The following is a 12,006-nucleotide window of genomic DNA, read 5'->3' as shown; positions in this document are numbered from 1 at the left end:
CCGTCCTGGCCGCGGTTTCCGCGCCGTCGTCCCTGGCCGTCGACCTCGCCGCGGAGACCGGCATGACACTGGTCGGCTTCCTGCGCGGCGACACCATGAACGTGTACGCAGGCGAACACCGCATCGCGCTCTGACACCGCGGGTAGACAGTGTCCACCTCGATGGTAGACACTGTCCACCATGACCGCGGACACCCGTGCGCGCCTGCTCCAGGCCGCGCTCGAACTGCTCGACGAGCGAGGCGTCGACGCCCTCACCCTGCGCGCCATCGCCCGGCGCTGCGGCGTCTCGCACGGCGCCCCGCTCAAGCACTTCCCCCACCGCGCGGCGCTGCTGTCGGCCGTCGCCACCCAGGGGTTCCACGAACTGCAGGACTGGGCCGGTGAGGCGCTGGCGAAGCTGCCGCCGGACGCGAGCCCGGCCCGGCGGCTGCGCACGGGCGCGCGCGCGTACGTGGAGTACGCCGTGGCCCGGCCCGAGATGTTCGCGCTGATGTTCCGCCGCGACCTGCTCGACCCGCAGGACCGCGAGCTGGGCCGTGCCTCGCTCGGCGGCTTCGAGAACCTCGTCCGCCTCGTCGAGGACCGGCAGGCCGAGGGCTGGCGGGCCGACGCCGACCCGCGGCTGCTCACCGGCGCCCTGTGGTCCGCCCTGCACGGCACCGTCGAACTGTGGTCCTGGGGCTCCCTGCCGCTGGCCACCGGCGCGGCGAGCATCGACGACGTTCTCGACGGCCTCTGCGAGGCGTTCGAGATCGGCCCACCCACCGCACGACGAAAGCGAACCACGCCATGACCACCACCCCTCCCCCGGACTTCGACCGGGAGACCGCCGTCCACGCGCGGCCGGGCGAGCCCGGCACGTACGACACGGACCTGCCCGGCGCGTGGAAGGTCGGCCAGGGCATCAACGGCGGCGTGCTGCTCGCGGTGACCGCCCGCGCCCTGGCCGCCGAACTCGGCACTCCCCGCGACGACCGCCCCGGCCACCCGGACCCGCTGTCGGTCTCCGCGTACTATCTCTCCACGGCCACCGCGGGCCCCGCGGTCGTCCGCACCGAGACCGTCCGCCGCGGCAACTCCGTCTCCCACGGCGGCGCGGAACTCCTCCAGCAGGACCCGGACACCGCCGCCCCGGTCTCCCGGCTGCGCGTGCTGGCCGCGTACGGCACCCTGGCCGACCAGCCCGACGACGTCCGGACCTCTGCGAAGCCGCCCGAGCTGGCGCCGTTGGAGCAGTGCATAGGAAGCCACGCGGCCCCGCCGGAGTTCCGCGCGGAGTCCCCGATGCTCACCCGCACCGACCTCCGCCTGGACCCGTCCTGCGTGGGCTGGGCGGTCGGCGCCCCCTCGGGCCGCGGCGAAATGAAGGGCTGGTTCCGCCTTCCCGAAACCCGCGACCCCGACCCCCTGCTCCTCCTGACGGCGGTGGACGTCCTCCCCCCGGTGAGCCTCGACCTCGGCGCGATCGGCTGGGCCCCGACGCTGGAACTCACCGCCCACGTACGCGCGAGCCCGGCACCGGGCTGGCTCCGGATGATCCACACGACCCGCAACGTCGCGGGCGGCTACATGGAGGAGGACGCGGAAATCTGGGACTCCGCCGACCGCCTGGTAGCCCAGTCCCGCCAACTGGCCCGCCTCCCCCGGCAGTCCTGACCCGGGCCCGCCCGGGAGGGCCGGCGCTTCGGTCGGACATCGCCGCCCGAACTGGTCGCCTTCGTGGTGCCGGCCCTGGCGGGGAAGGGCGAAACCCGTTCGAGGCCGGGGAGTCGGTGCCGGTGTCCGCGCCTGCCCCGCCCCGCTCTCCCGCCACGTCCGGCGGGCCGGGGCGGGGTTGACACACTGCGTCATGTCCATGACTGTCGAGGCCGTCGGCGACGCGCCTCCGTTCCGGGGGCGCAACGCCGACGCCTGGCCGCCGACACGGAGGTACGTGGATGGGGGAGCCGACGTTCGGACTCCTGGGGCCGCTGCGTGTGTGGGCGGGAGGTGTCCCGATCCGGATCGGGGGGCCGAAGCCGAGGGCGGCACTCGCCACGCTGCTGCTGCAGCCCGGTCGCTTCGTCTCCGTGGACGTACTGACGGAGGTGCTGTGGCCGGGCGGGGCGCCCCCGTCGGCCGTGGCCAACGTCCGCACGTACGTGCGCAATCTGCGCCGGGCGCTGTCCGCCGCGGGGATCTCTGCCGCGGGGCTGCGGACGGAGCCGTCCGGCTACGCGTTCGACGTCGCGCCGGACGATGTCGACATGCTGCTCTTCGAGCGGCACCTGGACCGGGCGCGCGCGGCCCGCGACCGGGGCGACGACGTCGCCGCCCTGCACGGCTACGAGACGGCGCTCGGCCTCTGGCGCGGCGGCGTACTGCAGGACGTACCGGCCAGCGTGGTCTGGGACCCGGGCGTCACCAGGCTGGAGGAGCTGCGGGCGACCGCGGTCGACGAGTGCCTCGGGGTCCGGCTGCGCCTGCGGGACTACGCGCTCCTCCTCGCCGAGCTGCGCTCCCGGCTCACCGAGGATCCGCTGCGGGAGGACCTGTGGCGGATGCTCGTACGGGCGCTGCACGACTCGGGCCGTACGACCGAGGCCCGCTCCGCCTACGCCGAGGCCGAGCGCGTCCTGGCCGCCGAACTCGGCACCGAGCCGAGCAGGCCGCTGCGGGCGGTCGGCGAGGAGGTCAACGGTTACGCCGGGCGGCGCCGCGCGGTGGCGGTCACGCCCGTGTACCAGTTGCCCATGGACGTACCGGACTTCACCGGCCGGACGGCGGAGATCGCCGCACTGGAGAAGCTGCTGGCGGCGGCCGACCGGCGGCCGGTCGTCGTGGCGGTGTCGGGGCCGCCGGGGTCGGGGAAGTCCGCGCTGGCGGTGCACGTGGCGCACCGGGCCCGCGCGGCGTTCCCCGACGGCCAGCTCTTCGTCGACCTCGGCGGGCTGAGCGACCGGCCGCGCGACCCCGCCGACGTCCTGGCCGAGATGCTGCGCGGCCTCGGTGTCGTCGACAGCACCGTCCCCGCCGAGCGGAGCGAACGGGCCGCCCTGCTCCGCTCGCGCCTGGCGCAGCGGCGCTTCCTCATCGTTCTCGACGACGCGGCCGACGGCGCGCAGGTACGCCCCCTGCTGCCCGGCACCGGAGGCTCGGCCGTGCTCGTCAGCTCCCGCCGCCGGATGCCCGACCTGCCGGCGCACCACTTCTCGCTCGGCGAGCTGAAACAGCAGGAGGCCCGCGCCCTGCTGAGCACGATCGCCGGACCGGACCGGCTGGTCACCGACGCGGCCGGCGCGGACCGGGTGCTCGCCGGCTGCGGCTCGCTGCCGCTGGCCGTACGGATCGCCGGGTCGCGGCTGGCGGGCCGGCGATCCGTGACCGCGGCGACGCTGGCCGATCTCCTGCAGGACGAGCGCGGGCGGCTCGACCAACTGCAGGCGGGCGAGCTGGAGGTGCGGGCGAGCGCGGAGCTGAGCTACCGGCACCTGCCGGAGGCCGCGGCCACGGCCTTCCGCGCCTTCGGCCGGCTGCCGGCCGAGCCGGTGGGCGGCTGGCTCGTGGCCGTCGCCACGGGCGGCGCCGCCGAGGACGCCGCAGAAGCGCTGGCCACTCTGGCCGACAGGCACCTGATCGAGGCCGTGGGGACCGACGCGCTCGGGCTGCCGCGCTACCGCATGCACGACCTGCTGCGCTGCTACGCGCGCGAGCTGGCCGACGCGGACACCTTCACGGTGCGCCGGCGGCAGCAGCTCCGTATCGTCGACGCCCTGACCGCACTCGCGCGCGCCGCGAACGCGGCGATGCCCACGCGGTTCCTCGGCGTGTTCGGTGCGGCGGGGCAGCCGGCCGGGGCGGGCGCGGAGATCACGCGGGCGGTACGGGCCGCGCCCGTCGAGTGGTTCGAGACCGAACGCCGGATCCTCGTCGCCACGGTGGAATCCGCGCTGCGGCTCGGCCGCGTCACGCAGGCCGCCGACCTCGCGCTGGAGCTGGCGAGCTTCTTCGACCTGCGCGGCTACTACGGCGACTGGCTGCGCACGCACCAACTGGTGCTCGACGCGATACCGGCCCCGTCGGACGCGCGGGCCGCGGCGCTGCTCCGCAACATCGGGCAACTCCACCTCTACCGCGACCGCTACGCCGACGCCCTCGACTCCTTCGTCTGGGCACGCACGATATTCGGGGCGGTCGGCCACCCCGCAGGCGAGGCGGTGGCGGCGGCCGGAGAGGGATCCGTGCACCGGATCCTGGGCGACCTCGATGCGGCACTGGCGACGTTCACCGACACGCTGAGCGGGTTCCGGGAGGCCGGCGACCGGCACGGCGAGGCGGTCGCCCGCAACGCGATCGCCTCCGTATGGCTGGAGCGCAAGAACCCGCGGGCCGCGGCGTCGTGGCTGGACGGAGCGCTGGAGCTGGCCCGGGACCTCGGCGACCGCCACCGCGAGGCGCAGGTCCGCCGCCGCATCGCCGTGCTGCACGATCTGCGCGGCGAACCGGACCTGGCGCGGGCGGAGCTGGAGCGGGCCCTGGACATCTTCGGCGACCTCGCCGACACGCACTGCGCCGCCTACGTGCAGGAGAGCATCGGCGAACTGTGCCTGCGCCGCGGCAACGCGGGCGAGGCGTCGGCGCTGCTGGCCGACGCGCTCGCCGTACAGCGGCAGTTGGGCGACCGGCGCGCGGAGGCGAGTCTCGCCTGCCTGCTCGGGGAGCTGCACCGCGCGACGGGCCGGGTGCAGACCGCCCGGCACTACTTCCACCGCTCCCTGTCCACCTGGCGGCGGCTGGAGGCGCACGATCGGGCCGAGGTGGTGCACGCGAAGCTGCGGTCGCTGCACGCCGGCCCGGGATGACGCGCGTAGAGCGAATGCGGCGGTAACCGGCCGCATTCGCTCCAGGTGGGCGCGTCAGCAGCCGTTCGTGCTCGTCAGCCGCCGGTCGAGGTAGTCGTACCAGGTGATGCCCTGGACGACCGAGACGACGACGGAGCCGTTGTGGATCTGCTCGTAGTGCAGGTGGGGGGAGATGGTGGAGGTCGCGGACGAGGCGCCTACCGTCCCGATCACCTGACCGCGCGACACGGTCGCGCCGCGCGCGACGTTGCGGTCCTTCAGGTGCGCGTACCGGGTCCGCCAGCCGTCGCCGTGGGCGATGACGATGGTGTTGCCGTAGCCGGTGCCGGTGGAGTAGTACGAGTCGACGACCGTGCCGCCCGCGCTGGCGAGCACGCGGCGGCCGAAGTCGTCCGGGTTGCCGTTGGCGTCGTAGTGGTTCCAGTCGATGGAGTGCGCCGGGTTGTGCCCGTTCCAGTTGTTGCCGCGCCAGGTCTGGCCGCAGATGAACGGCATCCTGAAGCCGGGCCGGGCCAGTGGCGTCGCCGTCTCTGACGACGTGCCGGCCTGGGGCGCCGCGACGGCGGCCGGCATCGCGACGGCCACGGCGGCGGCCACGCCCACCGCGGCGAACAGTCGGTGCAAACGTCTGCGCATGGTTATCCCCTTCGTCGCTGACCCGGTGATTGAAGGGGGCGCCGATACAAAGCGGATACACAGGGGGCGGGCGGTGCGCGTACGGTCGCCGGCATGGCCGCGGCGACGGAGCGGACGCGAACGCCGAACGCGTCGGCCGTGACCGCGGCGCGGCGGCGCGGCGGGGTGTGACCGCGGCGGAGTCGGTGGTACGCATGGCGTCGTGGAGTGGTTTTCTTCTGAGGGGTACTGGCTGAGCCGGCTGGTCTTCCAGCGCGGGCTCGCCCTGCTGTACCTCGTCGCCTTCGTCGCCGCGGCGCGGCAGTTCCGGCCGCTCATCGGCGCGCGCGGCATGCTGCCCGTGCCGCGGTTCACCGCCCGGGTGCCGTTCCGGCGGGCGCCGAGTCTGTTTCACGTGCGCTACTCCGACCGGCTGTTCGCCGGGGTGGCCTGGGGTGGTGCCGTCCTGGCCGCCGCGGTGGCCGGCGGGGCGGCGGACGCGGTGCCGCTGTGGGCGTCGATGCTGCTGTGGGCGCTGTTGTGGGTGCTGTATCTGTCGATCGTCAACGTGGGCCAGGCGTGGTACTCGTTCGGCTGGGAGTCGCTGCTCCTGGAGGCCGGGTTTCTCGCGGTCTTCCTCGGCAACGACACCGTCGGTCCGCCGGTGCTGGTCCTCTTCCTGCTGCGCTGGCTGCTCTTCCGGGTCGAGTTCGGCGCCGGGCTGATCAAGATGCGCGGCGACCGGTGCTGGCGCAATCTGACCTGCCTCTACTACCACCACGAGACACAGCCGATGCCCGGGCCGCTGAGCTGGTTCTTCCACCATCTGCCCCGGCCCCTGCACCGCGTCGAGGCCGCCGCCAACCACGTCGCCCAACTGGGCCTTCCCGTCCTGCTCTTCACCCCCCAGCCGGTCGCCTCCTTCGCCGCCGCCGCCATCGTCGTCACCCAGCTCTGGCTGGTGCTCTCCGGCAACTTCGCCTGGCTCAACTGGATCACCGTCCTCATCGCCCTCACCGCGATCGACGGACGGCTCGTCGCCGCTCACACCCCGCTGCCCGGGCCGCCCGAGTTCGGCGCCACGCCGATCTGGTTCACCGTCGCCGTCTTCACCGCGACCGCCCTCGTGCTCGCGCTGAGCTGGTGGCCCGCCCGCAACCTGCTCTCCCGGCGGCAGCGGATGAACGCCTCGTTCAACTCCCTCCACCTCGTCAACACCTACGGCGCCTTCGGCAGCATCACCCGCGTACGGCACGAGATCGTCGTCGAGGGCACGGTGGAGACCCGGCCCACCGAGGCCAGCGAGTGGCGGGAGTACGGGTTCAGGGGCAAGCCCGGCGATCCGCGGCGGCTGCCGCGGCAGTTCGCGCCGTACCATCTGCGGCTCGACTGGCTGATGTGGTTCGCCGCGCTCTCCCCCGCGTACGCGGAGCGGTGGTTCGGCACCTTCCTGCACCGGCTGCTCGACGGCGACCGCGACACGCTCCGGCTGCTGCGCCACAACCCGTTCCCCGACGGCCCGCCCGGCAGCGTCCGCGCCCGGCTGTACCGGTACGAGTACACCGACTGGGCCGAGCTGCGCCGCACCGGGGCGTGGTGGCGGCGGGAGTTCGTACGCGAGTACGCCCCGCCGCTGACCGCCCGGGAGCGCAGCGGCCTCAGCCCGTGAGCCGCTGCAGCCCCACCACCCGCAGCAGCTCCAGCCGTTCGTACGACTCGCTGCCCGGCCGCGCCGTGTGGACGACCAGCCGCTGGTCGTGCTCCGGGTTCAGCAGCACCTCGCAGTCCAGCTCCAGCAGCCCGACCACCGGGTGGACGAACCGCTTGACCTCCCGGCGCCGCACCGCGACGTCGTGCGCCTCCCACAGCGCCGCGAACTCCGCGCTGCGCGCCCGCAGCCGCCGTACCAGCCCGGCCACCCGGGCGTCGTCCGGCCGCCGGGCGACGGTGGCCCGCAGATCGGCGACGGCGCGGCGGGCGACGTGCTCGCGGTCCTCCGGCGGGATGAGCGCGCGGCCGTCGGGCTCCGTGAAGAAGCGCCAGACGATGTTGCGGCCGTCCCCGGCGCGGTCGGCGGTGTCCCCGGACAGCGCGCGCGACATCGCGTTCTGCGCCAGCACGTCGCCGCAGTCGGCGAGCACCTGCGCCGGGGTGTCGGTGAGCCGGTCGAGGATCAGCAGCAGCCCGGGGCGGACGTGCGCCCCCGCGCCGCGGGCGCGCGGCGGCTCCTCGCCGGCCAGGTGGAACAGGTGGTCGCGCTCGTCGTCGCCGAGCCGCAGCCCGCGGGCGACGGCGGCGAGCATCTGGCGCGACGGGCGGGAGCCGCGGGCCTGTTCGAGCCGGGTGTAGTGGTCGGCGGACATCCCGGCGAGCTGCGCCACCTCCTCGCGGCGCAGGCCCGGCGTGCGGCGCCGCGCCCCGGGCGGCAGGCCCACGTCCGCGGGCGTGAGCCGCGCGCGGCTGCGGCGCAGGAAGTCGGCCAGCTCCGTTCTGTCCATGCGCACCAAGGGTGCCGCAGGGGCGCCCCCGCAGCCAGGGACCGCCCGTCCCCGGATGAAGCCGCCTCTCCCGCTACGGGCACGCCGGCCGCAGGGTGGCGGGGACGGCCACCTACGAGGAACGGAGTGACCATGAGCGTGCTGGTGACGGGAGCGACGGGTGCGGTCGGGCAGCGGTTCGTCCCGCGGCTGCTGCAGTGGGCGGGCGGCGAGGAGGTACGGCTGCTGGTGCGCGACGCCGAGCGCGCCGCGCCGCTCGCCCGGCGCGGCGCCCGGCTCGTCGTCGGCGACCTGCGCGAGCCCGGCGACCGGCGCCGGGCGCTGGCCGGGGTACGGGACGTGGTGCACGTCGCCGCGGCGTTCCGCGACGTACCGGACGAGGAGGCGTACGCCGTGAACCGCGACGCGACGCTCGCCCTCGGCGCCGAGGCCGCCGCGGAGGGCGTGCGCCGCTTCGTCTTCACCAGCACCAACCTCGTCTACGGCGCCGGCCGCGGCCGCCCCGCCGTGGAGAGCGACGAGCCCCGCGGGGACGGCCCGCTGGCGGGTGCGTACCCGCGGTCGAAGACCGCCGCCGAGCAGGGCCTGCTCGCACTCCACCGCGACCGCGGCCTCGACGTGCGCGTCGCGCGGCTGGCGTTCGTCTACGGCGAGGGCGACGGGCATATCGAGGCCTCGCTGCGCTGGACCCCGCACATGGCCGCGCACCAGCGGATCCAGATGGTGCACCAGGCGGACGTCGCCCGGGCGCTGTGGCGGGTGCTGAGCGCTCCCGGACTCGGCGGGCGGGTCTACAACGTCGCCGACGACGCGCCGGTCAGCGCGCTGGAGCTGCTGGAGCTGGTCGGCGCGCCGGTCCCGGAGGGGATGGCCGGGCGGACGGCGGACGACCCCTGGCACGGCGTGGTCTCGAACGCCCGGATCCGCGCGGAGCTGGGCTTCCGGCCGCTGTACCCGTCGCTGTGGACGGCCCGGGACGCGGGGGCGCTGTAGGAGGGCCGCGGGGCGCCACAGGAGAAGCAGGGCCCGGTCCGTACGCCGCCGTCACCCACGGCGGTACGGACCGGGCCTCCGCACTTTTCCCGTCCGAGCCCCGCGTCCCCGTGCGCCGCGCCATGCTGGACTCGCCGTCTTTCCCGTCGGCCCGGTGACGTGCGCCCCTCGCAGAGGTTCCGTGCAGAGGTGATGGAGGACCGCAGATCAGGGGCCTCCTCGGGTACGGTCGCCGCGCCGGGCGCCCCACCGTCTGAGGAGAGTAAAGATTTGCGCGAGTTCACCGTGCCTCCCCTGGCAGACGCACCGAAGTCGGGGGGGCTGGCGGACGCGGTCTTCCAGCGGGCCGCGCAGGATCCCGGGCAGGTCGCCTTCGCCCGCAAGGTCGACGGCGCCTGGCGGGACGTGACGATCGGGGCGTTCCGCGACGAGGTGCTCGCCCTCGCCAAGGGGCTGCTGGCCGCGGGGCTGCGGTTCGGCGACCGGGTGGGGATCATGTGCAGGACCCGGTACGAGTGGACCCAACTGGACTTCGCCCTCTGGTCGATCGGCGCCCAGGCCGTGCCCGTCTACCCGTCCTCCGCCCCCGACCAGGCGTACTGGATGCTGCACGACGCCGGCGCCGTGGCCTGCGTGGTCGAGCACGCCGACCACGCGATGACCGTCGGTTCGGTGATCGACAAGCTGCCCCGGCTCACGATGCTCTGGCAGATCGACGAGGGCGCCATCGACGAGCTGACCGCCGGCGGCGCGCACCTGGACGACGACGTCGTGGAGCGGCACCGCCTCGCCGTCACCCCGGACTCCCCCGCCACCGTGATCTACACGTCCGGCACCACCGGCCGCCCGCGCGGCTGCGAGCTGACCCACGCCAACTTCATGGCCGAGGCCGACAACATCCTGCTGCGCTACGAGGCCCTCTTCCGCCCGTACCAGGGCGAGCCCGCCGCGACCCTGCTCTTCCTCCCCCTCGCGCATGTCTTCGGCCGGATGATCCAGGTCACCGCCGTCCGCGGCGGGGTCAAGCTCGGCCACCAGCCGGACCCGTCGGCGCCGGTGCTGCTCGCGGACCTCAGGGCGTTCCGGCCCAGCCTCATCCTGGCCGTCCCGCACATCTTCGAGAAGATGTACGCCGCCGCCCGCCGCAAGGCCGAGACCGAGGGCCGGCTCGCGGTCTTCGACAAGGCCGCCGACGTCGCCGTCCGGCACGCCCGGGCCCGGGAGGAGTCGTCCTTCGACGCGGGCCGCGGGCCGGGCCCGGCGCTGCGGGTGGAGCACCAGGTGTTCGACAAGCTGGTCTACGCCAAGATGCGCGCGGCGCTCGGCGGCCGGGCCCGCTTCGTGTTCTCCGGCGGCTCGGCGATGCAGCGCCGCCTCGGGCTGTTCTTCGCCGGCGCGGGCATCACGGTCATCGAGGGCTACGGCCTGACGGAGACCACCGCCGCCGCGGTCGCCAACCCGCCCGAGCGCCCCCGCTACGGCACGGTCGGCATCCCCATCCCCGGCATCACCGTCTACATCGCCCCCGACGACGAGGTCTGGCTGCACGGCCCGCAGGTCTTCACCGGCTACGTCGGCGACCGCCCCGGCGCCGCGCACGCGCTGCGCGACGGCTGGCTGGCCACCGGCGACCTGGGCAGCCTCGACGAGGACGGCTACCTGACGATCACCGGCAGGAAGAAGGAGCTGCTGGTGACGTCGAACGGCAAGAGCGTCTCGCCGGTGCCGCTGGAGGAGCGGGTGCGGGCGCATCCGCTGGTCTCGCAGTGCCTGGCGGTCGGCAACGACCGGCCGTACGTCGCGGCGCTGGTCACCCTGGACCCGGACGGCGTCGCGCACTGGCAGCTCATGCGCGGCCGGCCGTCGATGACCCCGTCCGAGCTGGTCCGGGACGGGGAGCTGGAGGCCGAGATCCGGCGGGCGGTGGTGGCGGCGAACACCCAGGTGTCGCCGCCGGAGTCGATCCGGACGTTCCGGATCCTGGCCGTGCAGTTCACCGAGGAGCACGGGCTGGTGACGCCGTCGCTGAAGCTGAAGCGGAAAGCGATCGAGAAGGCGTACGCGAACGAGGTCGACGCCCTTTACCAGACGTAGGCCCGGTCCGGATGGTGATCGAGGGAATGCCACGGCGGGCGATCGCGGTTAGCGTCGGGAGGACGACCGCCCGTACGAACTTTTCGACGAAGAGGGACACATCCCACGTGAGCAACGTTCCGACCATCACCCTCAACAACGGCGTCGCGATGCCGCAGCTCGGCTTCGGCGTCTGGCAGGTGCCCGACACCGAGGCCGAGACCGCGGTGCGCACCGCGCTCGATGCCGGTTACCGGAGCATCGACACGGCCGCCATCTACGGGAACGAGGAGGGCACGGGCAAGGCCCTGACCGAGTCCGGCGTCCCGCGCGAGGAACTGTTCGTCACCACCAAGCTGTGGAACTCCGACCAGGGCTACGACGCCGCCCTGCGCGCGTTCGACGACTCGCTGCGCCGGCTGGGCCTGGACCACGTCGACCTGTACCTGATCCACTGGCCGGCCCCGGCCCAGGACAAGTACCCGGAGACCTGGCGGGCCCTGGAGAAGATCTACGCGGACGGGCGCGCCCGCGCCATCGGCGTCTCCAACTTCCACCCCTCCCACCTCCAGCGGGTCCTCGACGAGGGCACCGTCGCACCCGCGCTGAACCAGGTCGAGCTCCACCCGGACTTCGCCCAGGCGGACGTACGCGCCTTCCACGCCGCGCACGGCATCGCCACCGAGGCGTGGTCGCCGCTGGGCCAGGGCAAGGGGCTGCTGGACGACCCCGTGTTGCGCGGGCTGGGCGAGAAGCACGGCCGCAGCCCGGCGCAGGTCGTGCTGCGCTGGCATCTGCAACTGGGCAACGTGGTCATCCCCAAGTCCGTCACCCCGTCGCGGATCCGGGAGAACATCGACGTCTTCGGCTTCGAGCTGGACGACGCCGACATGGCCGCCGTCGCGGGCCTGGACGCGGGCAACCGCATCGGCGACGACCCCGACGACGTGAACTGACACACCCTCGCCCGCAGGCCGCCGGTCG

General features: G+C 74.3%; 10 protein-coding genes. 8 read left to right on the top strand and 2 right to left on the bottom strand.

Annotation, left to right across the window (positions count from 1 at the left end; translation table 11 throughout):
• From ABGA99_RS02625 to ABGA99_RS02610, 4 genes are all read left to right on the top strand, one after another.
• A partial coding sequence (locus ABGA99_RS02625; RefSeq protein ID WP_347582082.1) for a formate dehydrogenase accessory sulfurtransferase FdhD occupies positions 1–134 on the top strand: 134 nt, incomplete at its 5' end.
• A 46-nt stretch (positions 135–180) separates the two neighbouring features.
• Positions 181–795 (top strand): TetR/AcrR family transcriptional regulator, encoded by a 615-nt coding sequence (locus ABGA99_RS02620; protein WP_347582073.1) that lies wholly within the window; start codon positions 181–183, stop codon positions 793–795.
• Complete coding sequence (locus tag ABGA99_RS02615) at positions 792–1,658, top strand: thioesterase family protein (protein WP_347575876.1); 867 nt, start codon at positions 792–794, stop codon at positions 1,656–1,658. Before ABGA99_RS02620 ends, ABGA99_RS02615 begins: the two co-directional genes overlap by 4 nt.
• Before the next feature lie 281 nt (positions 1,659–1,939).
• The gene (locus tag ABGA99_RS02610) at positions 1,940–4,843 is read left to right on the top strand and encodes a BTAD domain-containing putative transcriptional regulator (RefSeq protein ID WP_347575877.1); all 2,904 of its coding nucleotides are present in this window, start codon (positions 1,940–1,942) and stop codon (positions 4,841–4,843) included.
• A gap of 54 nt (positions 4,844–4,897) precedes the next feature.
• Here ABGA99_RS02610 and ABGA99_RS02605 read toward each other — a convergent pair whose 3' ends face one another.
• Complete coding sequence (locus ABGA99_RS02605) at positions 4,898–5,479, bottom strand: M23 family metallopeptidase (RefSeq protein WP_347575878.1); 582 nt, start codon at positions 5,477–5,479, stop codon at positions 4,898–4,900.
• Positions 5,480–5,681: 202 nt separating this feature from the next.
• Between ABGA99_RS02605 and ABGA99_RS02600 the strand changes: the two genes are divergently transcribed.
• Complete coding sequence (locus ABGA99_RS02600) at positions 5,682–7,127, top strand: lipase maturation factor family protein (RefSeq protein ID WP_347582072.1); 1,446 nt, start codon at positions 5,682–5,684, stop codon at positions 7,125–7,127.
• On the opposite strand, the gene ABGA99_RS02595 is transcribed toward ABGA99_RS02600, so the two are convergent.
• Positions 7,117–7,956, bottom strand: a complete 840-nt coding sequence (locus ABGA99_RS02595) for a helix-turn-helix transcriptional regulator (protein WP_347582071.1) — start codon at positions 7,954–7,956, stop codon at positions 7,117–7,119. The two genes, ABGA99_RS02600 and ABGA99_RS02595, sit on opposite strands and share 11 nt — an antisense overlap.
• Positions 7,957–8,088: 132 nt before the next feature.
• On the opposite strand from ABGA99_RS02595, the gene ABGA99_RS02590 reads away from it, so the two are divergent.
• The 3 genes from ABGA99_RS02590 (at position 8,089) to ABGA99_RS02580 (ending at position 11,978) form a co-directional block, all read left to right on the top strand.
• Positions 8,089–8,949 (top strand): NAD(P)-dependent oxidoreductase, encoded by an 861-nt coding sequence (locus ABGA99_RS02590; protein ID WP_347575881.1) that lies wholly within the window; start codon positions 8,089–8,091, stop codon positions 8,947–8,949.
• A gap of 270 nt (positions 8,950–9,219) precedes the next feature.
• Positions 9,220–11,043, top strand: coding sequence for a long-chain fatty acid--CoA ligase (locus ABGA99_RS02585; RefSeq protein WP_347575882.1), 1,824 nt, complete (start codon positions 9,220–9,222; stop codon positions 11,041–11,043).
• A 107-nt stretch (positions 11,044–11,150) separates the two neighbouring features.
• Entirely contained in the window at positions 11,151–11,978 is an 828-nt protein-coding gene (locus tag ABGA99_RS02580; RefSeq protein WP_347582070.1) for an aldo/keto reductase, read from the top strand.
• Positions 11,979–12,006: the final 28 nt, after the last annotated feature.

The organism is Streptomyces sp. B5E4 (genome assembly GCF_039871555.1).
Taxonomy (GTDB): Bacteria; Actinomycetota; Actinomycetes; order Streptomycetales; family Streptomycetaceae; genus Streptomyces.
Note: the sequence above shows the minus strand (reverse complement) of the source record. Positions and strands in the feature narration are given on the sequence as shown.

What these genes read in the sequence shown, in the direction of transcription:
- ABGA99_RS02605 (WP_347575878.1), bottom strand. Translation starts at nt 5,479, where the DNA reads ATGCGCAGACGTTTGCACCGACTGTTCGCCGCGGTGGGCGTGGCCGCC.
- ABGA99_RS02615 (WP_347575876.1), top strand. Translation starts at nt 792, where the DNA reads ATGACCACCACCCCTCCCCCGGACTTCGACCGGGAGACCGCCGTCCAC.
- ABGA99_RS02610 (WP_347575877.1), top strand. Translation starts at nt 1,940, where the DNA reads ATGGGGGAGCCGACGTTCGGACTCCTGGGGCCGCTGCGTGTGTGGGCG.
- ABGA99_RS02620 (WP_347582073.1), top strand. Translation starts at nt 181, where the DNA reads ATGACCGCGGACACCCGTGCGCGCCTGCTCCAGGCCGCGCTCGAACTG.
- ABGA99_RS02590 (WP_347575881.1), top strand. Translation starts at nt 8,089, where the DNA reads ATGAGCGTGCTGGTGACGGGAGCGACGGGTGCGGTCGGGCAGCGGTTC.
- ABGA99_RS02595 (WP_347582071.1), bottom strand. Translation starts at nt 7,956, where the DNA reads ATGGACAGAACGGAGCTGGCCGACTTCCTGCGCCGCAGCCGCGCGCGG.